The organism is Pedobacter gandavensis, assembly GCF_032678465.1.
GTDB lineage: Bacteria > Bacteroidota > Bacteroidia > Sphingobacteriales > Sphingobacteriaceae > Pedobacter > Pedobacter gandavensis_B.
Genome location: NZ_JAVTSK010000012.1, coordinates 82,873 through 107,986, shown reverse-complemented (window position 1 = coordinate 107,986; position 25,114 = coordinate 82,873). Strand labels below are relative to the sequence as shown.

The 25,114-nt window shown below is 40.1% G+C and carries 18 protein-coding genes; 1 reads left to right on the top strand and 17 read right to left on the bottom strand.

The window, feature by feature from the left end:
• The first annotated feature begins 121 nt into the window (after nucleotides 1-121).
• On the top strand, nucleotides 122-2,737 hold the full coding sequence (locus R2Q94_RS19360; RefSeq protein WP_316823132.1) for a PAS domain S-box protein: 2,616 nt from the start codon (nucleotides 122-124) through the stop codon (nucleotides 2,735-2,737).
• 27 nt (nucleotides 2,738-2,764) lie between these two features.
• On the opposite strand, the gene R2Q94_RS19355 is transcribed toward R2Q94_RS19360, so the two are convergent.
• The 17 genes from R2Q94_RS19355 to R2Q94_RS19275 form a co-directional block, all read right to left on the bottom strand.
• Nucleotides 2,765-3,037 (bottom strand): hypothetical protein, encoded by a 273-nt coding sequence (locus tag R2Q94_RS19355; RefSeq protein WP_316823131.1) that lies wholly within the window; start codon nucleotides 3,035-3,037, stop codon nucleotides 2,765-2,767.
• Nucleotides 3,038-3,055: 18 nt separating this feature from the next.
• Nucleotides 3,056-3,952, bottom strand: a complete 897-nt coding sequence (locus tag R2Q94_RS19350) for a helix-turn-helix transcriptional regulator (RefSeq protein WP_316823130.1) — start codon at nucleotides 3,950-3,952, stop codon at nucleotides 3,056-3,058.
• Nucleotides 3,953-4,146: 194 nt separating this feature from the next.
• Nucleotides 4,147-4,521 (bottom strand): hypothetical protein, encoded by a 375-nt coding sequence (locus R2Q94_RS19345; RefSeq protein WP_316823129.1) that lies wholly within the window; start codon nucleotides 4,519-4,521, stop codon nucleotides 4,147-4,149.
• Between the two features lie 122 nt (nucleotides 4,522-4,643).
• Nucleotides 4,644-5,024 carry a VOC family protein gene (locus R2Q94_RS19340; protein WP_316823128.1) on the bottom strand — a complete coding sequence of 127 codons (381 nt, stop codon included), beginning with the start codon at nucleotides 5,022-5,024 and terminating at the stop codon, nucleotides 4,644-4,646.
• Nucleotides 5,025-5,040: 16 nt separating this feature from the next.
• Entirely contained in the window at nucleotides 5,041-6,018 is a 978-nt protein-coding gene (locus R2Q94_RS19335; protein ID WP_316823127.1) for an L-histidine N(alpha)-methyltransferase, read from the bottom strand.
• 10 nt (nucleotides 6,019-6,028) lie between these two features.
• Nucleotides 6,029-7,180, bottom strand: coding sequence for an ergothioneine biosynthesis protein EgtB (gene egtB, locus R2Q94_RS19330; protein WP_316823126.1), 1,152 nt, complete (start codon nucleotides 7,178-7,180; stop codon nucleotides 6,029-6,031).
• Nucleotides 7,180-8,802: an ABC transporter permease/substrate-binding protein gene (locus R2Q94_RS19325; RefSeq protein WP_316823125.1), complete on the bottom strand. Its 1,623-nt coding sequence runs from the start codon at nucleotides 8,800-8,802 to the stop codon at nucleotides 7,180-7,182. Before R2Q94_RS19325 ends, egtB begins: the two co-directional genes overlap by 1 nt.
• Complete coding sequence (locus tag R2Q94_RS19320; protein ID WP_316823124.1) at nucleotides 8,795-9,790, bottom strand: ABC transporter ATP-binding protein; 996 nt, start codon at nucleotides 9,788-9,790, stop codon at nucleotides 8,795-8,797. The genes R2Q94_RS19325 and R2Q94_RS19320 overlap by 8 nt, the downstream gene beginning before the upstream one ends.
• Before the next feature lie 31 nt (nucleotides 9,791-9,821).
• The gene (locus R2Q94_RS19315; RefSeq protein ID WP_316823123.1) at nucleotides 9,822-11,201 is read right to left on the bottom strand and encodes a mercuric reductase; all 1,380 of its coding nucleotides are present in this window, start codon (nucleotides 11,199-11,201) and stop codon (nucleotides 9,822-9,824) included.
• A gap of 344 nt (nucleotides 11,202-11,545) precedes the next feature.
• On the bottom strand, nucleotides 11,546-12,682 hold the full coding sequence (locus R2Q94_RS19310; protein WP_316823122.1) for an efflux RND transporter periplasmic adaptor subunit: 1,137 nt from the start codon (nucleotides 12,680-12,682) through the stop codon (nucleotides 11,546-11,548).
• A gap of 1 nt (nucleotide 12,683) precedes the next feature.
• On the bottom strand, nucleotides 12,684-17,024 hold the full coding sequence (locus tag R2Q94_RS19305) for a CusA/CzcA family heavy metal efflux RND transporter (RefSeq protein ID WP_316823121.1): 4,341 nt from the start codon (nucleotides 17,022-17,024) through the stop codon (nucleotides 12,684-12,686).
• A 79-nt stretch (nucleotides 17,025-17,103) separates the two neighbouring features.
• Nucleotides 17,104-17,484 carry a hypothetical protein gene (locus R2Q94_RS19300; RefSeq protein WP_316823120.1) on the bottom strand — a complete coding sequence of 127 codons (381 nt, stop codon included), beginning with the start codon at nucleotides 17,482-17,484 and terminating at the stop codon, nucleotides 17,104-17,106.
• Nucleotides 17,485-17,931: 447 nt separating this feature from the next.
• A complete protein-coding gene (locus R2Q94_RS19295; RefSeq protein WP_316823119.1) occupies nucleotides 17,932-18,462 on the bottom strand; it encodes an outer membrane beta-barrel protein in 531 nt (176 codons plus the stop codon).
• A 64-nt stretch (nucleotides 18,463-18,526) separates the two neighbouring features.
• A complete protein-coding gene (locus R2Q94_RS19290; protein WP_316823118.1) occupies nucleotides 18,527-21,007 on the bottom strand; it encodes a mechanosensitive ion channel family protein in 2,481 nt (826 codons plus the stop codon).
• Between the two features lie 241 nt (nucleotides 21,008-21,248).
• On the bottom strand, nucleotides 21,249-22,664 hold the full coding sequence (locus R2Q94_RS19285) for a PLP-dependent aminotransferase family protein (protein WP_316823117.1): 1,416 nt from the start codon (nucleotides 22,662-22,664) through the stop codon (nucleotides 21,249-21,251).
• 61 nt (nucleotides 22,665-22,725) lie between these two features.
• Complete coding sequence (locus R2Q94_RS19280) at nucleotides 22,726-23,115, bottom strand: hypothetical protein (protein WP_316823116.1); 390 nt, start codon at nucleotides 23,113-23,115, stop codon at nucleotides 22,726-22,728.
• A gap of 244 nt (nucleotides 23,116-23,359) precedes the next feature.
• A complete protein-coding gene (locus R2Q94_RS19275) occupies nucleotides 23,360-25,114 on the bottom strand; it encodes an alpha-keto acid decarboxylase family protein (protein ID WP_316823115.1) in 1,755 nt (584 codons plus the stop codon).

Sequence of the window (25,114 nt, the reverse complement as noted above, 5' to 3'; positions counted from 1 at the left end):
ACCCTTTTGGCCCATTTTCGAATCAATTTGGTAAGTTTTTTAAGTAATTCTTCAATTTATCCATGCCTTCAGGCAGCAATGAATGCTGAAATAAAGTATATTAGATACCTTAAACAGCCAGATGACTTCTGAAAACAACCTAGAACACATTAACGCATTAATTGAGGCTTATCCTACTGCCTCAGCCATTTATCATGGCAGGAATATTATCATTACTGCTGCGAATCAGGAAATGCTGAAATTATGGGGAAAAGACCAATCGGTTGTTGGCAAAGAAATGGCAGAAGGTATACCTGAGCTTAAATCACAACCTTTTATCGGCTTACTCCAACAAGTTTATGATACCGGAATTACCTATCAGGGAGTACAGGAACAAGCAGACCTGGTCATAGATGGGCAATTAAAATCATCCTATTTCAACTTTACCTACAAGGCTATTAAGGATGAACAGGGAAAAACACTGGCGATTATTCACAATGCGATTGACGTGACTGAATTAGTCCTCACCAGGAAAAAAAACGAGGAAACAGAGGAACGTCTAACCTTCGCACTGGAATCTGCAGAGATTGGAACCTGGGAAATGAATCCATTAGACGAAACCGTCTTTTGGGACCAAAGGTGTCAGCAGATATTCGGATTTAATGGGGATCGGGAAATTCTTTATCAGGAAGTCTTTAAACATATTCATCCCCTTGACCAGCAAAAAGTAGCCATTGCAGTTGAAGCTGCAATCTGGCAGGAACAGCCGGAAGCTTATGATTTACGTTTTCGTACCGTAAATGAATTAAATGGTACCTTAAAATGGGTGCATTGTAAAGGAAAAGCTTATTTCAACAAGAATGGAGTAGTTTACCGTTTTGCGGGAACTGCGATGGATATCACAAAAGAAATTACGGCTAACTTGAGTGAACAGCAACTCCTTTCTTTAATTAAACACAATGCCGACCATATGTCTATTGCAGACATGGAGGGCAGGCTGATTTACATGAATCAGGCGGGCAGAAAAATGCTCGGTGTTCCCGAGGATACAGAGATCAGCTCCTTATCGGCTGCCGACTTTTATAATCCTGAGGAGCTCAAACGTGTTCAGCAGACCCTTATCCATCAGATCTCTGAAGAAAATGGCTGGCAAGGACTCATTCATCTGCGAAATTACAGCACTAAACAGGAAATTCCATGTGAGGTGAACTACATATTGATTAAAGATCCTTTTACCGATTCCATCATTGGAAGAGGTGCCACAGCCAGAGATTTACGTCCGGAAATGAAGGCGAAGGCAGAATTGAAACGATTGGCTACAATTGTTGACATTAGTGAAGATTTTTGTAATTATTGTGATCTGGATGGGAATACCATTTATATCAATGAAGCCGGTGGCAAATTAATCGGGATTGATCATGCCCATATCAATGCCGCCAATCTTTATCAGTACCATAGTATGACATCTTCTGAGGAAATCAGGAAGAACATTCTACCAACATTATATGCCAAGGGCAAATGGTCTGGAAGATTAGATTTGGTACACCAAATAACCGGAGAAGTGATTCCTATTCATAAGCAGTTGTTTATAATTCGACAGGAACTTGACAATGAACCAATTGCCATTGCAGGGATTGCCCGTGATTTAAGGGCAGAATTAAACGCAAAAAAGGCAGTAGACAAAAAAACGGAAGAATTACAACAAGTCATCAAAGAGATGGAGTTCCTTGCGAACACCGTACCTGCAGTGGTTTGGACCAGTCAGCCCAACGGTATGCTGGATTATATCAATGAACGCTGGCATGAAAGTAGCAAGATCAGCATCACAGATTCCCTGGGTCGGGCCTGGGCAAAGCTCTTACACCCTGATGATGTTAAACCTGTCTTGCAGTGCTGGAAAGCCAGTTTGGAAACAGGGAATCCTTATCAAACAGAATTCAGAATGCTGGACAAGTTTGGTAATTACCGCTGGTGGCTGGCCAGGGCTTTAGCACTAAAAGACAAAAAAGGCAAGATCATTAAATGGTACGGAACCAATACCGACATCACCGACCAAAAAGAGTTAGAAAAGCAAAAGGATAATTTCCTTGCGGTAGCCAGTCATGAGCTTAAAACCCCTGTTACGAGCATTAAAGCCTATGCTCAGGTATTGGAAATGATGTTAAAGCGTGCCGGAGATACAAAAAATGCTTTGTTAATGTCAAAGATGGACGGGCAAATCAACAGACTCAGCAGTTTAATTGGAGATCTGCTGGATGTTACAAAAATCAATTCCGGCAGGTTGGAAGTTGACCATCTCCCCTTTGATTTTAACCAAATGATGCTCGAAATCATTGAGGATATGCAGCTCAGTTCCTCAAAGCATCAAATCCACCATCAACTTGCATTTAAGAAAATGGTCACCGGCGATCGCGATAGAATTGCACAGGTGGTGATTAATCTGATCACCAATGCCATTAAGTACTCTCCTGATGCGGATCGGATTATGATTTACACGGAAGATCGGGATACAGAAGTTCAACTCTGTGTTCAGGACTTTGGAATTGGTTTAGGAACCGATAAACTTGACCGGGTTTTTGAACAGTTTTACCGTGTAAGTGGGACAAAAGAACATACTTTCCCCGGACTGGGTCTGGGCTTATATATTTCCTCAGAAATTATCAAACAGCATAAAGGAAAGATCTGGGTGAATTCTGTAATGGAGCAAGGCGCTACTTTTTGCTTTTCCATTCCGATAGCAGGCCCTCATCAATTGTAGATACGACCAGCACATCTGTTTCCTTGTTCAATGCAGCAACTGAAGCAGCATGTTGACCATAACAATGCAGTTCTCCTGGTAGAAAGTGAAATACGGTTGCATCCATCCAGTACCTGCCATCACCACTAAAGTCTGGCCTAAAGAATGGCTATGCCAATGGGTACCTGCACCAGCTTCAAAAGTCAACATCTTCATCGAAAGCTGTGCTGGTGCCAGCCGATGGACAATGGGTTCTATCTTTACCTTACCCCTAAAATACGATTCAGCCAACATTGGCAAACCAGTACATCTAATCCCCATAGTATTATTGTAATTTGATTAATTAAGTGCTCTGTATTCATTTGGAGAATAACCCACATGCTGTTTGAATGACCTGCTAAAGTGCTGTGGATATTTAAATCCCAATTCATAGGCAATTTCACTTACCGATTTACGGGAGTCAAAAATCTTTTCTTTCGCCAGATCCATCAGTTTTAAAGTGATATATTCCTGTGCGGATTTCCCGGTTTCCTTTTTGATCAGATCACCGAAATAGTTAGCTGAAAGATTCAACTCAGCGGCACAATAAGCAACGGAAGGCAAACCCAATACCTGAGGCCTGTCTGATTGAAAATATTCCTGGAGTAAGGTTTCAAAACGCTCCAGAATCCCCTTATTAGGCTGCTCACGGGTGATAAATTGCCGATCGTAAAAACGGACACAGTAATTGAGCAATAGCTCAATGTTAGCCACCATCAATGTTTTACTGTGTTTATCAATGGAATGTGTCAGTTCCAACTGGATTTTCGAGAAACAATCTAAAATGGTTTTCCTTTCAGTTTCTGATAAATGAAGCGCTTCATGTACCTCATAAGAAAAGAAGGAATAGTCATTGATGTGTTTTCCTAAAGAAGTTCCCCGAATCAGATCCGGATGGAAGACCAATGCCATCCCCTGTGGCTGATAAGTCTCACCATTGGCTTCAATACCTACCACCTGTCCAGGTGCCAGAAACACGAGTGTTCCTTCCTGATAATCATAATAATTACAGCCATATTTTAAATTACCACATTTTATCTCCTTCAAAAAAACGGTATAAAAACCAAAATACATTTTGGAGTTTTGTTTTGGAGAAGATTTTGATAAATCAATTACACTCAGCAAAGGATGCAGAGTTTCCTGATTGCAGAGCTCATTATATTGACTTATACTTTCTAGTTTTATGATGTTATCCATAAAGAGGCCATTTAATATCAATCAAAGTTAATTGATGATCTACCATTTTCTGCATTCTACTACCTCAATAAGTAATATTGGTAGGTAATACCGTAATTGGTATAAAAAGCAAATAAAAAAAGCCCGCCAGGAGAATGAGATCCTCATGGCGGGCTGATCAAAAAAGCCTTGCTTTTTAAATATTGGGGAATGGCTTATCTGTCACAATTTGCTGTCCAGGTTGCACCATCCTTAGTCACTAACATGTTTAGTTTACTGGCATCGATTCTAATACCTGTTAAACCACTTCCAATACTAACATAACTGTTATCACCAGATTTCTCGAATTTCACACCGGTGATGTCAGGAATGTTATTACCAAAGTAAAAATTGTAGGTCTCTCCTACTTTACTCACCGTAACTTTTCCGTCCGAACTTGTAATGGTGCTGCCATCTTTTAGGTAAGAAACCGAACCTTTATAAGTTCCAACAAAGAAATCCTTATCGGCTGGATCTGTGTCTTTCTTACAGGCGATCATAATCGTCGTAGCGATTAAAAGTAAACTGAAAATTCTAATTGCTTTTTTCATAATATGATGTGTTTTATTGTAACACATCAGTTACAAAGCCCGTGCCAATAAGCAGTTGTCAAATAAAAAAACAATCGCTATCCAAAAGAAAAACAGCCTTTAAATACCTAAAAAAGGCACAATTAGTTCATCTCAAGAATAGACAGTATATTTCCGGCAGGATCTTTAAACCAGGCGATTAACGGACCTTCTCCAATAAGAATTCCTTTTTCGTTGGTTTTAAAACCTTCCTGATCATAATGCTCAAAATGCACTCCTTTTTTTACTAATTCATCGAGGGTTGCTTCCAGGTTCTGAACCGGAAAATTTAAAACCGTAAAGCTTGCAGGTTCATGATTGGCCTTTGGATAGATCACAATTGGCGTAGATCCTTCTACCTGAAGTTCCAGTACCCCCATAGGATTATCTTTTACCACCAAACCCAATACTCCTGCATAAAACGCCCTGGCGCCTTCCAGATCATTCACAGAGAATGAACTGAATGATTTTGATTTTTTTAACATCACTTATAGTTTTTAATTAGTCCACCACCCATACTGCATCTACGAGATATTTATTTTCATCAAAAAACTGGGATACAAAATGAAATCCTGTTGCCATTGCCATTGCTTCTATTTCCTGAAGCGAGTACTTTTGTGAAATTTCCATAAAAACAGGTTCATTGGCCTCGAAATGAATCTGGTTTTGCGCACCTATATGCACCACTTGCTCCTTCAAACTGATCAGGAAACTTTTACAAGCTCCGGAATCCGGATCATAGCATGGGTAATGTTCAAAATTCTGCAGGTTAAAATCTGCATCCAATTCCTTATTGATCCGATGAAGCAGGTTGAGATTGAAGGCTGCAGTAATCCCCTGAGCATCATTGTAGGCTGCTAATATTTGCTTTGGATTTTTCTTCAGATCAAAACCAATGATCAATAAATCTCCTTTAGATAAAGAAGCACTGAGCATGCTACAAAAGCTTTTTGCTTCCTTGAATTCCATATTCCCAATATTGGCTCCCATAAAAAGAACCACTTTCCTTCGATTGGAAAGTGCAATGCCCTTATCCAACATTTCAAAATAATCTCCATTTAAACCTTTGATATCCAATCCCGGGAGTAAATTCGGTAACTGGTCTTCCAGATTAGAAATCACATTCGCGGAAATATCGATAGGTAAATAGCTAAACTCCAGTTCCCCTGCCATCAGTTCTCTCAGCAAATGGACAGATTTTGTGGCATCACCTGCCCCTAGTTCTATCAGATCAAAAGCACTTTTGTCCCTACTGATCAGGTCTGCAATTGCAGTGCTTTGTTTTGAGAATATTTCCATCTCTGCATTGGTCAGGTAATACTCCGGCATTTCCATAATCTGTTGGAAAAGCAGATCTCCCTGATGGTCGTAAAAATATTTAGCCTGCAAATATTTCGGCCTCGCCTGCAGTCCGCATAGAATATCTTTTCTGAACTGGCTTCTTGTAATAATTTGTGCTTCTGATCTGGTTGTGTTCATATTGGCTGGATTATTTTGCAAGTCTGATTCCTGTAAACTGCCACCTCAATTGTGGATGAAAAAAATTTCTATAAGTAATCCTGCTATGCATTTCCGGGGTGGCAAGAGATGCCCCGCGAAGTACTTTTTGATTGACCATAAATTTCCCATTATACTCTCCTATTGCCCCTGCAGCCTTGCTAAAGCCCGGATAAGGCAGGTAGGCACTTTCTGTCCATTCCCATCTTTGTCCCCAGTCAAATGACTTTGCAGCAACCTCCCACTCAAATTCTGTAGGTAATCGTAGTTTGGCCCAGCTTGCATAGGCATAAGCTTCATAATAGCTGATATGTGTTAAGGCTTCCTGAACTGCCAATGGCTGTAAACCGGCAAGTGTGTAGGTATGCCATACACCATCTATTAAATGCCAGTACATCGGGGAACTGATCTGATTGATGTTGATCCAATCCCATCCTTCAGCATGCCAATAAGTAAAATTCTTATAGCCCCCGCTATTGATGAATTCAAGATACTCTGCATTAGTAACCAGATTTGAACTGATGGAAAATTCAGGTAAATAAACCTTATGCCTCCCCAATTCATTATCAAAACAGAAATCTGTTCCGGAATAACCTATCTCATAAATTCCAGCTTTTATACTTATCATTTCCCTTTCCTTAGTCTGATCATGATGAAGTTTAAAAGCAGTCGTACTATAAACAGGGAAAAGTGGATTATGCCCTAATATGTATTTGATATCGGTCAATAGTAATTCCTGATGTTGCTGTTCATGATGGAAACCAAGCAACAGCAATTCTTCAGCTTTTGGAGAAATTGGAGCTTTGAGCAAATCCAGCATGGCCGCATCTACATAAGCACGATATTGGTAAATTTCTTTTACTCCTGGTCTGCTCAGGTTACCCCGATCTGTCCGGATCACCCTATTACCGATCGTTTCATAATAACTGTTAAAAACATAGTTGTAAGCAGGATTATACACCTGATAACCCGGTAAGAATGCTTCAAGGATAAAAGTCTCAAAAAACCAGGTGGTATGACCGAGGTGCCATTTCGGCGGACTCACATCTACGATGGGCTGTACGACATAATCTTCCCGCTCCAAAGGTTCGCAAATTTGTTCAGAATGTTTTCTAATCTGCAGGTATTTCTCTGATAACATCATCAATTCGTATCTAGGTAATTTTTAAGTTCGGTTATGGTAGTAACACGCAGTGCTTTCGATTGTTTTTGCCTCATCATCAAGGCGTAGGAATTATTAAACCCAATGGGAATAAGCCACTTGACCTGATATTTCTCCTGAAAATATTTGCTTACATATTCGTAAACCTTGTTTTTATCCTGACCAAGCTGTTTCAACATTGCCTGATCCGGTTGCAATAAAACCAATAAACCGGTGCCCGTATATTCTGGGTATAAATCAATCTGATCATTGACTAAGGCATCAAAACAGATTTTCGTTCCTCCCAATCCAGATTTCGCAGATACCTGATAATCTGTATTTCCTTCTATCAGCATCCGGTAGATCTGAGCAAGAATATATTGTTCTCCAAATATTTTTGAACCAATCCGTATCACCTCTCCTTTCCCCTTCCGCGGACTTTTGTATAGTCCGGCCGACTGTAAAAAATCCTTAGCCACCCGCTCCGGGCTTTGCTTGAGGTAATCAGTCCGGTAATTGAGGGCGATCATGGTAGAATCGTTGATTTTTCCCGCCAATTGATTCAGCACACTTTCCAAATCCGGAAACTTTGTCAAGGCCCCCTGCCTCACAATCGGTACCGCATCATAAGGTGGAAATATTCCTTTGTCATCTTTCAGCACCACCAGATCAAATGCTTTTAACCTGCCATCAGTAGAATACCCACTGATCACATCTAATTCTTTTTCATAGGCAGCTTTATACATGATGGCGTCGCTAATCACCCGTATGGGCATCTTTAATCCATAAACAGTTTCCAAGCCTAGATTTCCGTCTTGTCTGCCCATAAATTCGGGAGTAAATCCTGCAACCAGCTTTCTATCCCCGCTTTTAATTGCAACAGCAGAATTTGCTGGCCGCTTTCCCATCATACCTGCAAACACAGGCCAGAATTCATATCCTACCAAACAAATCATCACAATAACAGCTACATAACCTAGTTTTTTAAGTTTAATAAAATCCAGTTGCTGTAGCCTCGACAATAGAAAATCTAAACCAACTGCCAATAAAGCTGCAGGAATTGCCCCTGCGAGAATCATATTGGTATTATTCAGAGAAATCCCTCCAAAAATAAATTCTCCTAATCCACCTGCAGCAATAAATGAAGCCAACGTTGCTACGCCAATATTGATCACCGCTGCCGTTCTGATTCCCGCAAGAATCACCGGCATTGCCAAAGGCAGTTCTACCTGAAAAAGAATCTGTTTTTTACTCATCCCCAAGGCCTTCGCTGCCTCAAGCACATCCCGGTTAATCCCAGTTAATCCAGTAAAAGTATTGCGGATAATGGGCAGCAGTGCATAAACCAGTAAAGCAACAATTGCAGGTCTTGCACCAATTCCTAATAAGGGGATCATAAAACCCAGCAAAGCGATACTGGGAATAGTTTGAAGCACACCTGCAAAACCTAAAATACCAGTTGCCCATTTGCGCTTTCTGGCGATAAACATTCCCAGAGGAAGGCCAATTGCAATGGCGAGTAATAAAGCCGTAAATGTGAGTCCAAGGTGTTGTAGCGTCTGAGCTAGCAATTTGTCTTTTTGCTCCCACATGAACGCCCAAAGGCTTTGCTGACGATCATCCATGGACGTTTTGCTGTTGGTATTGCTGAAATGCCAGTGTTAATTCGGAAAAGCTAATGGTTTTCATCTGAGTAGGATCATCGGTCAAAACAAAGCTGACATAATCCTCTACTGTAAAATTGAAAAGCTCCATTGCCAGCCATACACTTAATGTAGCCGGTTGTAATTGCTTCCTGCTTCCCATCAGGTCAGTACGCTCCTTTAGCCCCATGCGATGAGCAGGAAGCAGTTCCCATAAATCCTGAATGCTCATGGATTTAAACTCCAGCGTTAAACGTGCTCCATCAAGAAACTGACGCACAAAATCATTAGCTGGCCGATAGAGTAAATCCCTGGCAGTACCTATTTGAACAACCTCTCCCTTGTGCATCAAACAAATCCTGTCTGCCAATTCAAAAGCTTCCTGAACATCATGTGTGACCATGACTATCGTTTTTCTTTTGAACTCCTCCAATCCTTTAAATTCTACATGAATCTCAGACCTGGTTACATTATCCAGCGCTCCAAAAGGCTCATCCATTAATAGGATTTCGGGATCTGCAACCAATGCCCTTGCCAACCCAACCCGCTGTTGTTGGCCCCCACTTAGTTCATGAGGAAACAAGGCGAGGCAATCCAGAGATAATCTTAATTTTTTAAGTAATTCCACACTCCGTTCCTGTATCTTTTCTTCCGGCCAGTTCAATAGTTTTGGAACAACCGCAATATTTTGGGAGACGGTATAATGCGGGAAAAGGCCAATATTTTGCATTACATATCCGATTTTTCTCCTCAGCATTTCTGGCTTTTCATGGATAGCAGACCGGCCATTGATACTGATCTCACCGGTATCGGGTTCAACCAGCCGGTTGATCATTTTAATTGTAGTGGTTTTACCTGATCCACTGGTACCGAGAATGACCATTGTTTCTCCTTTAAACACTGTAAAAGAAAGTTCTTTTACAGCTTGTGTATTTCCATAACGCTTACTGACAGCTGTTAGTTCAATCATAATAAAGCTGGATAAATCGGTTGAAAAATGCCTATTCGATAGTCATAAACAGGTTATTTAGAGATTCCGAAAATGTAGGATGGGCAAAAACACCGTATCGGATCTGTTCATAAGTGATTCCGCCCTGCATGGCCATTTGGAGCACCGCCATAATTTCTCCACCCTCTGCCGCAAGTATAGCAGCACCCAAAATCTTTTTACTTTTTCGATCTACAATTGCTTTCATAAAACCTCTAGTCTGACCGGTTTCAATCCCTCTGGCAACATTGGACATTGGTAATTTTGCTACCATCACATCCAGTCCTTTTGCTTTCGCTTCATTTTCTGAAAGGCCGATGCGTCCCAATTGAGGATAGGTAAACATGCAGTAAGGAACCGGTCTGTCGTTGGTACTAAATTTTCCCTTTTCCATCAAGTTTCGGTAAACAATGGTATAATCATGGTAAGCAATATGGGTAAAAGCAGGTCCGCCATTGATATCACCAAGGGCATAAATTCCCTTCACATTTGTTTCTAATTTATCGTCTACCAGAATATATCCCTGATCATTCGTTTTTATACCTGGTACATCAGGATTTAAGGTCTGGATTTGTGGTGTTCTGCCAATGGCAATCAAAAGATGGCTGGCTTTGATTGTTTTCCCAGCTCCCGGGGATTTTAGCTTAATTTTTAGCTGATGCTGATTGCCCTCTAGAGCTGTTATACTGGTATTGGTTAGAATTTTCAATCCTTCTGCCTCCAATATCTTTGTCATTTCAGCAGAGACATCGGCATCTTCCCGACTCAGAATCGCTGCAGATTTTTCAAGAATTGTTACTTTGCTGCCTAAGCGTCTGAATAGCTGACCAAATTCCAGACCAATGTAATTTCCGCCCAGGATCACCAGATGCTGCGGAATTTCAGTTAAATCCAGAATTGTAGTAGAGGTCAGGTAATTTGATTTTGTTAGTCCTTTTAGCTCCGGTATTTTAGGTGTAGCACCGGTGTTGATGAAAATCCAATCTGCAGAAAGCACTTGTTTTTCCCCATTTTTTGCGATAACTGTTAATTCTTTTGGACCTGAAAAAGCAGCAGTACCATGAATGATGGTTAATCCCTTTGTATGTTCCAGTCCTTTTTGAGCAGCAGCCCTAAAGGAGTTCAGGATACTATCCTTTCGCTTCTTAATTTTTTCAAAATCAACTTTAACTCTGGCGATTCCTATACCAAGTTCATTGGCCATTCTTGCCTGATGTGCCACATGAGCAGAAGCAATCATCGTTTTTGTAGGAGTACAGCCATCATTGATACAAGTACCTCCAATCAATCTTTGCTCAATAATCGCTGTCTTTTTTCCAGCTTCAGCCATTTTTTTGGCTAGTGGTATCCCAGCTTGTCCTGCTCCAATAATAATTGCATCGTAATGTTTCATAGTTTGCTCCTTTTACCGACTCATAAATGCATTGTCTAATATAACTAACAATCAGCTTAAATGTTTGGATCAGAAAAAGGGGTCTTAGATGAAACACCTAAAGAAGGCAGGCAATAGCAGCCTGATGGTCAGGACTAAAATTAGTGATCCGATCAGGAACTAACCTGGAATGAATGGGGAGGACTCTGCCATATAAGCCCTATTTCTTGGGGAGCAGAAGCCTAGCAAAGCCCTAGCAGAGCGAGCTTCTACCAGAAAACCACCAGTAATCAATAAGAATTCTGACCAACCTTATAAATTACTGATGGTTTTCCATCTTTTTCAGCGCAAAAAAGAAATGTATGTTATTCCTCGCTGGTATTTTTTAGTTTCATCAACAAAGAATAAGCACCTTTGACTACGATATTTTTACCTTTTAGATCTGAGTGTACTGCGGTAAAACCTTGTTCTGTCTCCCCCTTTTTTACTTCCGTCATCTTAAAGGAATCCATACCATTCTTTACAAAAACATAATCCTTATTCTCGAAATTTACAAACGCATCTTCAGGCAGTGCATCAACCTGATCACTATTCAGCTGCACTATGGCATTCATATACATCCCCGGCACTAGTTTTTGATCGTATTGATCAAAATCACAATGGACTGCCGTACTTCTTTCCTCGTTTAAGGCATGGCTCACCAGGACCACTTTTGTCGGGTGTTTTATATCTGGTTTCGAATTGCTGTAGGCCAGAACCTGTTGCCCAATTTTTATCTTATTCAAGTCCTTTTCAAATACCGTAAGATTCAGGTGGATGTTATCTGGATTCACTAACTCAAAAATCACATCTGATGGGACAACATATTTACCAATATTGACATTTACTTTGCTGACATAACCATTAATTGGTGAATATACACCAATCGTTCTGCTGATGTTATCTTCCGTAAGTCTGCCTGGATTCAGCCCGATCAATCTTAATTTTTCTGCTAAAGCTTTGCTTTCAATACTAAAATTCCTGAAATCATTCTCCGCCTGTTGAAAAACCTTATCGCTACCTGCTTTAGCGCTATGGAGTTCTTTTTGTCGATTGTATTCCTTAAGGGCAAATCCCAATTTATTTTTTGTGCTCAGGTAATCCTGTTGCAACTGTATATACTGCGGATCTTCAATAATGGCCAAAACTTGTCCTTTCCTCACCTTAGTCCCTGGCAACATCTGCGTCGATTTCAAGTATCCACCCAGAGGAACACTCACTGATACCAGGTTTTGTGGGGGTACTTCAATCTGGCCATTTAGCTTCAATAAAGTACTGATTTCCCGGGCCTGTACCGGTTGAACCTGCAAATCGATTTGCTTTAGCTGCTGAGCACTCAATTGTACAATACTCTCATCGGTTTTAGCCCTAACTTTTGACTCTTCTTTGGCGCTACTGCTACAACCATAAATAAGTACAGGAAGCAATAATACTGGCAAATATTTAAAAACTATAGATTTCATGTTATTTTGATAAAAGGTAATTCAATTGTATAATACTGTTGTTCAGGCTAATGATGGCATTTAAATAATCCATGCGCAATGCTAAAGCTTGTTGATTCAGCATCGTCCATTCCAGATAATTGATCTCCCCTTTCTGCAATTGCGTATTGAGTGTCCGGGTGATTTCTCTGGCATTTTTTAAGGCATTATTTTCAAAATCCTTTACGATTTCTTTATTCTTACTCAACTGCTGAAAGCCGTCTTCCAGTTCAGCCTGCAATTGTTTTCTGGCATATGCAGTTTCGTTTGCAGCAAGGTCTTGCTGTGTCCTGGCAGATTTAATCCTTGCCTTTTTTGCTCCTGAAAAAACAGGAATACCAATTCCCAGCTGAAAGGAATGGAACCTGGAGCCCAGATCATACCTAAGTCCATCCTGAAGACTCATATTTTGATACCCAAGAGTAATTTCAGGAAGCAGTTTTGATTGCGCCAGACTGGTGCTGACTTTAGCCAGCTGCTCCTGTTGTAACTGGAGTTTTAAAAGTGGATGGTTCTCCAGCATTTCCCGATCTATCAATACATCGCCAAGCTTAAAATCCCCCGCCTTCGGCAAACGCAGCTCCTCGCTATTGATCATGAGCAGAAATTGCTGTTGTATAAAACTGTACTCCTTTTGCAGCTCTTTCTTTTGACGGGTAATTTGTGTCAATTGGTTTTCCGCACTTGCCTTTTCCAGCATATTGGTCTCTCCTGCTTTAAACCTCAAAGTCGCTATTCTTAAAAACTCCCTATAGGTACTATCCATAGCCTCCAGCAAAATTTGTTTTTGAGCAATCACCAATAGCTCATAAAACATGGCGGTAGTCATTTTTTTAACTTCCGACTGCTTTAAATCTACATCGAGCAACTTCAATTTCCATTCTTCGGATAATTGTTTTTTCTGACGGCTATACACTGTTGGCAGGCTAAAACTTTGACTAATACCTACCGAATTATCAATTAAAGGGCTATTGAACTTCCCATATTGCGCCGATAAATTTGCCTGGGGAAGATCTATCCCTGTTTTGATCAGCTGTTTGGCTTGTTCTGCCCGCAACTTTTGGCCTTTCAGCAACAAATTCCCAGCGGCAGCACTATCTAGTGCTTCAGTTAATCCAATTGGTCTTTGTGCATTCGCTGAATTAAAAGGGAAGAAAGTACCCAGCAGGAAAATCAACATAAGCGCAGATTTAGCATGCTTAGTTGGTTTTAAGCCCTTTTCAACAGCAATATATAAGATTGGTAAAACGAAAAGTGTTAGCAAGGTCGCAATCATCAATCCGCCAATTACAACTGTAGCCAGTGGTCTTTGTACTGCAGCACCTGCACCATTACTCAATGCCATTGGAAGAAATCCTAATGAGGCTACAAAGGCAGTCATCAGTACCGGCCTTAACCTTGTATTGGTCCCCTGCATGACCACATTTTTCATATCTGTTTCTCCTGTTTTTTTTATGCGGTTGAACTCTGCAACCAGCACAATCCCATTCAATACTGCAATACCAAACAATGCGATAAAACCTACTCCGGCACTGATACTAAAAGTCATACCCCGCATCGCCAGGAGGAAAATACCACCAATTGCGGATAACGGAATTGCACTATAAATCAGCAGTCCATATTTAATAGAATCAAAAGCAAAGTATAACAATAAAAAAATAAGGATCAGTGAGACTGGTACCGCTACAGAAAGGCGTGATTTCGCTTCATTCAGGTTTTCAAATGATCCACCATAAGCCACAGTGTAGCCTACTGGCAGTTTGATTTTTTCTTCTACTTTTTCCTGCAGCTCGTTCACGATACTTTCTACGTCCCGACCATTCACATTAAAACCTACCAATACCCTTCTTTGCGTATTTTCACGTTGAATCTGGCTAGGGCTGTTTACAAATGCTACAGTTGCCACCTGATTTAATGGAATCTGACTTCCAGCGGGTGTAGGTATCAGCAAATGTTGGACATCGCTCAGGTCTTTACGATTATCATTATCTAGCCTAAGCACCAATTCAAAGCGCTTTTCACCTTCAAATACCATCCCTGTACGCTGACCAGCGAATGCGGCATTGATGTTCCGGTTGACTTCCGAAATATTCAAGCCATACTGGGCAATAGCGGGTCTGTTATACTTAATGACAATCTGAGGAGTACCACTGATTTGTTCTACGTAATGTTCCGTTGTTCCTTCCACACTTCGCACAATATTGCCCAATTGCTTCGCATAGACACTCAATGTATCCAGGTTTTCCCCATAAATTTTACAGACTACATCCTGCCTGGCTCCTGTCATCAGTTCATTGAAACGCATTTGCACCGGAAACTGAAAACTGGTCGTTATTCCCGGGACTTCAGCCGCGGCTTCAGTCATTTTTTCAGAAAGTTCATCAAAGGAACTGGCGGAAGTCCATTCACTTTTCTTTTTAAGATTGATGATCATATCTCCCATATCCATTGGAAGAGGTTCTGTTGGCACTTCACTACTACCTATTTTGGTCACGATATTTTTCACTTCCGGAAACCTGGATTTCAAAATTGCGGCTACTTTCTGTACATTTTCTATGGTGGTATTTAAACTACTCCCAGACAAGACCCGGGTTTCTACAGCAAAATCACCTTCTTCAATAGATGGGATAAATTCACCCCCTAAACGTGTTAATAAAAACACCGCAAACAGGAACATCGTTATCACCAAACCTAGAATCAACTTAGGAATTCCCAATGCACGTTTTAAGATTTTGCTATAAGCGCTTTCAATTTTTTCCATCAAACGATCAGAGAAATTCTTTTTATCGCTGATCTTTTTACTTAAAAAGACAGTACTCATCATTGGAATGTAGGTCAGGGATAAGATAAAGGCCCCCAAAAGTGCAAATGCGACCGTTTGTGCCATGGGCTTAAACATCTTCCCTTCAATTCCCTGAAGGCTAAAAATTGGAAGATAAACGATCAGAATAATGATCTGTCCGAATACTGCACTATTCATCATCTTAGAAGAAGCACTTTTTACTTCTTTATCCATTTCCTGCTGGGATAAAGTCCGCAATCCGGCAAATTTCTTGCTGTGGCTTAACTGGTGCATCACTGCCTCTACGATAATTACCGCACCATCTACAATCAATCCAAAATCCAATGCTCCAAGACTCATCAGGTTTCCGCTCACGCCAAATAAGTTCATCATGATGATCGCAAAAAGCATGGAAAGTGGAATCACGGAGGCAACAAGCAAGCCCGCACGAACATTTCCTAAAAACAAAACCAAAACGAAGATGACAATCAATGCCCCTTCCATCAGATTGGTTTTAACAGTATCAATTGCATTACTGACCATATCTGTACGGTCCAGAAATGGCTCAACCACAACACCTTCAGGCAGGCTTTTCTGAATCTCTGCAATCTTAGATTTGATGCTTTCGATCACCACATTACTGTTAGCACCCTTTAGCATCATCACAATTCCGCCGGAAACTTCCCCTTCATCATTGTAAATCAAAGCACCAAATCTTGTGGCTGAGCCTATTTTCACTTCTGCCACATCCCTAACCAACAAAGGCACGTTGTTATGTTTGTTTTTGATGACTACATTTTCAATGTCGTCTTTATTTTCAATCAGTCCTTCACTTCGGATATAACTTACGGAGGACTGTTTTTCTATATAAGAACCTCCGGTATTCTGGTTGTTACTTTCCAAGGCATTAAAGACATCAGCAATGGTAATTCCATGGGCCTGTAATTTGTTAGGGTTGATGGCCACCTCATATTGTTTGAGTTTACCACCAAAACTACTCACTTCGGCTACGCCTTTTACACTTAAAAGCTGGCGCCTCACTACCCAATCCTGGAGGGTTCGTAACTCGGTAATGTCGAACTTATTTTCATAGCCTTTTTTAGCTTTGATCACATATTGATAAATCTCCCCCAGACCTGTAGAAATTGGTCCCATTTCGGGTTTACCAATATCCTCAGGTATGTTTGCCTGTACCGTAAGCAAGCGCTCAGAAACTTGTTGTCGGGCCCAATAAACGTCAACATCATCATTAAAAACCAGGGTAACCAAGGACAGTCCGAAGCGGCTATAGCTTCTGATTTCCTTGATTCCTGCTATATTGCTACTCGCCTGTTCTACAGGAAAAGTAACTAGTCGTTCGATATCTGTAGCACCATATGAAGGTGCAGTAGTAATAATTTGCACCTGATTATTTGTAATATCAGGCACCGCATCTACCGGTAGTTTTGTCAATTCAAAAACACCGTAAATGATCAGCGCAATAGTAAATAGCGCAACTATGAGTTTATTCTTTACAGAAAACCCAATGATTTTATTCAACATAAAAAGATGGTATTATGATTTATTCTTTTAACAATAAAAGCTAAACCAGGGAGTTATTCCACTGGATTAGTAGCATAAATCAAACTTTAGGCGGTTGCCAGATGGTATCGAGGTAAGCGGATGGGACATGGTCATCATTAAAAACAACCGTTTTTGTACGCAGCTCTGCGCTGAATACCTTAGTAAGGTATTTATGAAAAGGTGGCGTGGCTGAACTACTTAAAACTAAGGTTTTATCGATCGACTTAAAAGGCAATTGATTGTCACGATCCTCATCATTGTCAGTATGCGGAACGGAATTATAATGATCGATTAAGAAAACAGAAAAGGTAATCTCTTCATTTATAGCCTTATGTTCGAAATAATGTTGAAAAAGTAAAGGCAGTTTGATCAGTTCCTGCAATCCGGTAGAAAAAATGAGGAGGACTAAAGTGATAAATATGGTCAGGTGCTTCTTCAACACGTCAAATGTATTGCTTTCTTTGCTCCAATAAAAGGAAAAACCTGTAACTTTTGTATAAAATATCTCAAACTTTATAGAGCTTTAATTTGTAATTCTTGTCTTATTGGTGATTGATCAATAAATTTACGGTAGTAGATTACCCTATTTTAATTGATAAAAGAGAAACAGGTTGGGATCATCTTATCATGATGAGTAATGGCAAGCAACATGTGATGAAATTCAATGGTAAAAACTATCCATCTAACCCAAGTTGACAGTTGAGGCAGTTCCGGCTGTTACGCGTTCAGAAGAGGAAATCCTGAAAGAGAACAGTCCAACTTCTGGATACTGAGCTATTCTGAAGCAATAAATATAAATATTTCTAAAACACGTATCAGAAAACAATAATCGGAAATAAATCAGCTTTTCATTGTTGAACAGCTGATTTATTTAAAGAGTAAAGGCTTACAGACTAAAGTTGTAACCCAAACGAATGCCTACAAAATTTAAATCGGCATCTGCATCTTTAAGCGCTGAGCTTTGATATTTAAGACCAAGCTCCAGCTTACTAATGTTATAACTTACACCCGCTGCCCATGCAAAGCTAGTTGAACTAACACTGACACTCTGACCATCTACAGATACACCAATTTTGTTTACAGAAAAACCTACTTGTGGTTCTAAATTAAACTTACCCAGTGTATATCTGTATCCTGCATAAATTGGAACTGCAGCATAATGCGCACTCATTTCTGATGGAACACCCTTCAAACCAAATCTATTATATCCAATTTCTAATGTAGCTTGTTGTTTCACTTCTCCGAAACCATACATCCCTTTTCCGGCTATACCGAAACCCGTGTTTGCAACGTCAGAAAGATCAAACAACGGAATTGCAGCCTGAGCTGAAATCTGTATCTGATTATTTCCTTTTTGCGCCTTAGCACTAAATGCTAATCCTAAAATAACTGTAGACGTTAATAAAATTTTGTTCATGTAGTAAATAAATATGTAATAAATTAATCAAATATAGCAAACTACATGAAGCAATTAGTAATAATCATTTATTTAATGAAGAATTATCAAAATTTTTAATGTAAATTTCCTGTTGAGGAAATGGTATATTGATATGGTTTTCCTTAAAAGTAGCTGCAATACGAATAATTAAATCGCTTCTCGTGGCGAAAGCTTCTCCGATATGTTTCGTCCAGAAATAAATTCTTAGGTCGATTGCACTATCGCTGAACTGTTCAAACTGAACTACAGGACCTGGATTTTTAATAATCCGTTGTTCAGTGTTTAAAATTTCCATGAGTATTTTTCTGGTTTTTTCAAGGTCTGAATCATAAGCGATTCCAATCACGACGGATACTCGTTTCCGGTTTCCACCAAGCGACCAATTGATCAGGTGTGAATTTAACAAATCACCATTAGGGACTACTACATCTGCTCCATCCCAATTGGAAATCACACTACTTCTAAAACCAATAGATTTCATTGTACCTCCCTGTCCATCGATATCCACAATATCTCCCACATTGACTGGTTTTTCAAAGGCTATAATCAATCCGCTAACCAGGTTGTTGACCAAAGTTTGCAAGCCAAATCCAATGCCTACACCTAAAGCGCCTAAAACAATCGTGATTCGATCAACTGGAATTCCAGCAGCAGCAACAGCTAAAAACAAGCCTAAACATAGGATGGAAATACGCACCAGCAACAACCAGCTCCCGATCCCCTGACGCTCGTTCTTATTGTCTTTGTCCGAAGCCAGATTTCTGTCGGAGGCGAAAAAAGAAACGACCTTTGATATCAATACAGAACTGCCCATGATGGTCAGAAACAATAACATGTTGTTAATGCTAAACGTATAATTACCGAGAGTACGATCTTCGCTAAAAAAGTTCAAAAGTGGTTTGGACAGGTAGTCGAATGCGGGGAAGTTTCGTCCAAATAAAACCAGCCATCCGATCATGAGCAAAACATAGAAAAGCACTGGTGCTTTTTTTCCAACCCTTTCAAGATTGAGGTAAAACAATTTCTTATCCTGACCTGAATATACGTTAAAAGCCATCAATAAACCTTCATTAATCAGCCTGACCGTCCAAAGGAAAAGTATCGCGATCACCACATTTAAAAAGCCACTAATGAATAATGTTTTTGCCAAATTATACCGTCCGAAGATATTGGTAATGATTGCTGCAAATTCAAGAAAAACCATCAGCGCAATTGACCAGGTAATCCATTTTTCTTTGAGTTCTTCCTGTTTCCCTTTCATTAAGGTAATCAGACCAACCAGGAGTCCTAAAACAGAAGTAAACAGCATAAACCAACGTTCCAGCCTGGACGCCTGAAGGATCAGGTTCGTACCTGCAGCCAGCAGGAAAAACGCCACCATTAATAACCATACATTAAACCAGTATTTGCTGACATAACCGCTGAAGATCAGCATCAGACTGATACATGAGACTGTCCAGAGTACTACATTCAGGATGAAAGGTGGCGATGGGAAAAGGAATTGAAACAGACTAACGACAATCAAAGTTGCAGATAGTAATGGATACCTGAGCACCAGCTGTCCATCAAAATCTGGTTTGAGAAGAGCTCCTTTCACATAGATACTTCTCAATGATCCCAAATAAATGTAAGAGGTCATCAGGAGTAAAAACAACAGGACAATTTTTCCGGAATTGTTCTCTACAAAAAAGGTAAAATTCAACAACGCTTTTGTTTTCGAAAAATCAAGAATTTCAACAAATGGACGATAAAATCCTTCGGGTGCCCAGATGTTATTAAACTCCCGCTTAAAACTATGGTCTACCATTTCCTGCTGGTGGGACTCAATTTCTTCCAGGCTACTTTGCAGTTTAAAAACTGTCATGTTGACCTGATTCAACAAAGACTGAATGTTGTTTGTTGCGACTTTAAGTGCGCTATCTATCGGGCCTGTTTCATAGGCAACCACCTGAATTTTCTGCAGGTATTTCATTAAACTGACCGAATCTGTTGGAAATTTAAATAAAGCTGGAACGCTGAGCATAGAATCCAGTTGATAGCGGAAATTATTCAGGTCCTGTTGGCGAAGGTCTAATTTTACTTTTCGCGAATTTGCCTTATTGAGCAATTCGGATAATATTTTAGAGGAAGCTGTTAAATTCCGAAAGGTCTGTGCAGTTCCCTTATTGGTAAACACGCCGTCACCGGCAATGGCAAAATCCTTTTCGGTCTCTTCAAGTTCAAGCTTTGTACCAGGAGTATCTAGATTAATATTCAGATAAGCTTTAGCCTTCTGCATGGTCTTTTTGATCTCATCGAAGGTTTTGACCTGAGCCATCCTTGCTTTATCCGCATCAAACTCAGCAGCACTTTTCTTCGAAGAAATTCTTGCAAAAGCCTGCATTCTGCCTACAAAATTTATTTTTAAACTGTCAACTTTAGGAGACTTATTCAGACTGTCTTTTGATTGAGCATTTAATGACAAGACGTTAAATGTAATCGCAAAAAACAAAATCAACACACTGATTCTTTTTAATTCAATCATTTAATAATGAGTTATAACTCAATAATACGGAAAAAGCCGCATTTATTTTTGTTAGAACAAATCAAAGCAAATAGATCTTGTTATATTTAAGATAAAATAACCTTTGTTATGAGAAAGCTCCTATTATCAGTCTTGATGGCTAGCCTCTCCCTGGGTGGATTTGCCCAGAATCGACCAGTGGCAAACAAGATATTATTACAATAAAATCGCCATCCTTCCCTTCAGCAGATGCCTCATCAGGCTAAATATTGGCTTTAACCAGACGACCTAGACGTTTGATATCATTTTCCAATTTATCATTCCAGTCGAGGGCAAAATTCAAACGCATGCAATTGTTGTATTGATTGTACTGCGTGAACATTCTACCTGGGGCGAAGCTAATTTTTTGCCTGATGGCCTGATCTAATAATTCAGCAGTATCCAGTCTTTTATCCAATTCCAGCCATAACATAAAACCACCCTGAGGCTGAGATATTTTGGTATTCTCAGGAAAATAAGCCTCTATGGCTCCCTGATATTTCAAGCAATTGCTATAAAGTTTAGCTCTGAGTGTACGTAAATGAAGGTCATAACGACCATTCTCCATAAAATCGGCAATCACCTCCTGATACAGTGCAGGCGTAGAAATGGTCTGAACCAATTTTTGCCTGATGATTTTCTCCTTGTATTTTCCCGGGGCTACCCAGCCAACCCGGTATCCAGGTGCCAATGTCTTGGATATGGAACCACACCACATTACAATTCCTGCTTCATCATAATACTTGCATGGTTTTGGCCTTTCGGTTCCGAAAAAAAGATTCCCATAAAGATCATCCTCAATCAAGGGAATATCGTATGCGGTCAACATCCTGACCAATTCCCTCTTATGTTCGTCTGGCATCAGACAACCAAGAGGATTACTAAAATTACTAATGAAACAACAGGCTTTGAGTCTTGGCAACACCTTCTTAATCGCATCTAAATCCACACCTGTAACCGGGTGTGTAGGAATTTCAATCGCTTTAAGTCCCAGCGTCTTTATAATTTGCTGAATTCCGAAATACACCGGGCTTTCAATCGCTACCGTATCACCCGGCCTGGTCACTGCCATCAGGCAATTAAAAATCGCATTCATCGCACCAGATGTGGTCACCAGATCATCCTCGGTCAGCTTACCTTCCAATACAAATGACCATTTGGCTAGCGTTCTCCTCAGATAGGTACTCCCGGCAACGGGCTCATAAGCCGTCCCGCCATCTTCTAACCGACGAATGGCATTGATCATTCCCTTATTCAATTTTGCTATTGGTAACATGCTGTTGGCGGTTACTCCTAAAGAAAACTGAGTAATGCTTTTATCATTCAGCGTATTGAAAACCTTACTGATGAGATCCTCGGGTTCTTTTTCCTGCCTGGATGTTTTCATTTTCCCCACAGATGGCAATGAAAATTTTCTGATAGAAGCCTTACTCACAAAATAACCTGATTTGGCTCTGGGTTCAATTAAGGATTTACTTTCCAACTCCAGATAGGCTTGTTTAACCGTGTTGATGCTTACATTATAAAGTTTTTGTATGGTACGGATTGAGGGCAGCTTATCACCCAATTTTAGCGTTTCACTCTCAATCTGTTCCTCCATTACCCTGGCAATTCTAACATATAAGGATTCTTTTTTCATTCGAGTCATGTCCGGCAGTTGTGTCCTGTAAATTTACTTAAAACAAATCTGTATCCTAATATTAATTAGCACAGGTATTTAGCCAGCTGACCAATTGTTCGATCGCTATTTTTAATGGAGTATGATCTTGTTTTAGACCTGTAAATGTGGTATGTAATGTAACTTCCGCCTGTGATTTGAGTTTCTGATCAATGAAAGCATCAGCAACTGATAAGGTATGTGTACTGAGCATCAGCTCATCCAGTTGATTAATGGAAGCGAAAGCAAAGCCGATGATCTCTTCACCATTTAGAGCGATACTCAAAGGAAGACCAAAATTTTCGGTCAGCTGATGAACTGTTGGCTGCTGATTTTGGCCTTGATTTTTATAAAGTCTGATCAGGGCATTGAGGTCAGACAAGTATACTTTACGGAATTGGATCTGGCTATAATTAGTTTCTTGTTCTTTCATAACATAGGATTTGACAACAAAATTAGGCATCAAATCCAGGCAGATACAGACACAGAAAAACGATTATTATAGGTTACAGATTTGATCCTAACCCGGGAAGCTGAGTTCTCAAAATAAAGAGTAAAACCTACTACCATAGCGTTATGGACACAAATGGAAAAGATCCATAAAAAAAGCGCATTTAATCATGCGCTTTTTTAAAATCCTTTACAATTAGTTTATTGCCATCAATAAGTATCAACGACTAACACAAATCCCATTTCGGATTCAGAAATTCGTCTTCCCCAGGTTTTGCATTTTTATAGGCAATGGCTTCAGGAATTGAAGTTTTAGGAAGATGAACATGTATAATTGTATTCTCCTGAATGTCATCAAGCTGAACCAATACTTCTTCTAAAGCTTCCATATCGGAAACTTCAAAACCTTTACCACCAAAAACATCTACCAGTTTAGCATATTTCCAGGCATGCATTTCATTATAGGCATACACATCGTTCAGATCCGGCAAAGGATAATCTACCTTATCTTTACCACGGAAAGGATTAGGATTCACTAACAATTGTTCAATTCCATAAATCTCATTGTCCAGGACAAATACAATGGTATTGTGTTTCAGTTTATTCTGTGTGGAGATTGCCTGACAAGTTTCCTGGAAAGCACCGTCCCCCACAAAAACAACCGCTCTTTTATCTGGTCTTGCACATTTAATGCCTGTAGCTGCCGGAACGGAATAACCAATAGAAAGCCAGGAAGCCTGTGCGACAAATCCATTTGCTTCTGCTATACGAATACCCTGACAACCTAACAAAGGAAAACCTGCATCAGACACCACAATGTGCTCCTTATTGATGAATTTGTTTATTCTGGCAAAAAAGGAATCGTAGGTAATCACCGTTTTCATGTTTTCCTTCGCAGCAGCCACAAAGAATGAAGCTTTGAGTGGAGCATCCCCATACATCTGATAGGCTTCAAACTTCACCTTCAGGAGCTCCTCAGCCAGGTAATTCATAAAGTCTTTAAGTGATACATTTGGTTCGTAGGCTGCTCCTATTCTCACACCACTATGACTTGCAAGCACTGTATCTTCATTCCAGACGTCAAAACCGCCTAGATTTTTCCCTGTTGTCCATACACCAAGGGCAATCTTAACTCCGGCTTTTTCGAATCTCTCTTTTACATCTTTTGGAGAGGCATTGCCATTAAACACGCCTTTGAACTTTGGATGATCTTCGGAAACCAATGATTTCCCTAAAATCGAAGTCACAAATTCAGTGTCCGTTTCTTCAATGAGTGCTAAGAATTCCTTCTGAATACCATAACGCTGAATTTCCTCACCAGCCCAAAAGATGATCTCTTTTCCCGCTGCAAGTTTAGCTACCTTTTGAGCTGCTTTTCTAGCGTTTTCCTGACAACCCTTCAATGATCTTTTGACCAGCTCAGTGACTGGAGCCTCACATTTCATCCGCCATACATCTTCAAAAACTTCCAGATAAACCGGCTTTCCATACAAAATACAGGCATTCAATAAAGCATCAATTTTATATGGCGCATCAGCTGCACCTGTGACCTGTTCGGCAGCGACGGTGACGTTTCTATAAACATTGATATTACTGTACATATCGCCAGTCATATGCGAAGAAAGCAGTCCTTGTGCAATATTTTTCAGCTGATCACTACTTGTTGGTGCCCCGTTGATCACCAAGACCGGGCAATGCTCTACAAAAGAGCCTGCCACAGAATTCAATAAAGTAAATGCACCAACACCATAAGTAACCGCTACCGCAGCAAAACCATTTAACCGGGCATAAGCATCTGTACAATGACCGGCATTAATTTCATTGGTATCATTGATGACTTGTATTTTCGCCTGTTTATCCTCCAGAATGGTGTTTAAAAATGGTGCTGTATAATTGCCCGCGATGCCAAACAAATGTTTTAAACCCATCTGTTCCAATCTGATCTGCAGGTACTTTGCTACCGTAATTCGTGTATCTCCCAT

What these genes read in the sequence shown, in the direction of transcription:
- R2Q94_RS19360 (WP_316823132.1), top strand. Translation starts at nt 122, where the DNA reads ATGACTTCTGAAAACAACCTAGAACACATTAACGCATTAATTGAGGCT.
- R2Q94_RS19355 (WP_316823131.1), bottom strand. Translation starts at nt 3,037, where the DNA reads ATGGGGATTAGATGTACTGGTTTGCCAATGTTGGCTGAATCGTATTTT.
- R2Q94_RS19350 (WP_316823130.1), bottom strand. Translation starts at nt 3,952, where the DNA reads ATGGATAACATCATAAAACTAGAAAGTATAAGTCAATATAATGAGCTC.
- R2Q94_RS19345 (WP_316823129.1), bottom strand. Translation starts at nt 4,521, where the DNA reads ATGAAAAAAGCAATTAGAATTTTCAGTTTACTTTTAATCGCTACGACG.
- R2Q94_RS19340 (WP_316823128.1), bottom strand. Translation starts at nt 5,024, where the DNA reads ATGTTAAAAAAATCAAAATCATTCAGTTCATTCTCTGTGAATGATCTG.
- R2Q94_RS19335 (WP_316823127.1), bottom strand. Translation starts at nt 6,018, where the DNA reads ATGAACACAACCAGATCAGAAGCACAAATTATTACAAGAAGCCAGTTC.
- egtB (WP_316823126.1), bottom strand. Translation starts at nt 7,180, where the DNA reads ATGATGTTATCAGAGAAATACCTGCAGATTAGAAAACATTCTGAACAA.
- R2Q94_RS19325 (WP_316823125.1), bottom strand. Translation starts at nt 8,802, where the DNA reads ATGGATGATCGTCAGCAAAGCCTTTGGGCGTTCATGTGGGAGCAAAAA.
- R2Q94_RS19320 (WP_316823124.1), bottom strand. Translation starts at nt 9,790, where the DNA reads ATGATTGAACTAACAGCTGTCAGTAAGCGTTATGGAAATACACAAGCT.
- R2Q94_RS19315 (WP_316823123.1), bottom strand. Translation starts at nt 11,201, where the DNA reads ATGAAACATTACGATGCAATTATTATTGGAGCAGGACAAGCTGGGATA.
- R2Q94_RS19310 (WP_316823122.1), bottom strand. Translation starts at nt 12,682, where the DNA reads ATGAAATCTATAGTTTTTAAATATTTGCCAGTATTATTGCTTCCTGTA.
- R2Q94_RS19305 (WP_316823121.1), bottom strand. Translation starts at nt 17,024, where the DNA reads ATGTTGAATAAAATCATTGGGTTTTCTGTAAAGAATAAACTCATAGTT.
- R2Q94_RS19295 (WP_316823119.1), bottom strand. Translation starts at nt 18,462, where the DNA reads ATGAACAAAATTTTATTAACGTCTACAGTTATTTTAGGATTAGCATTT.
- R2Q94_RS19290 (WP_316823118.1), bottom strand. Translation starts at nt 21,007, where the DNA reads ATGATTGAATTAAAAAGAATCAGTGTGTTGATTTTGTTTTTTGCGATT.
- R2Q94_RS19285 (WP_316823117.1), bottom strand. Translation starts at nt 22,664, where the DNA reads ATGAAAAAAGAATCCTTATATGTTAGAATTGCCAGGGTAATGGAGGAA.
- R2Q94_RS19280 (WP_316823116.1), bottom strand. Translation starts at nt 23,115, where the DNA reads ATGAAAGAACAAGAAACTAATTATAGCCAGATCCAATTCCGTAAAGTA.
- R2Q94_RS19275 (WP_316823115.1), bottom strand. Translation starts at nt 25,114, where the DNA reads ATGGGAGATACACGAATTACGGTAGCAAAGTACCTGCAGATCAGATTG.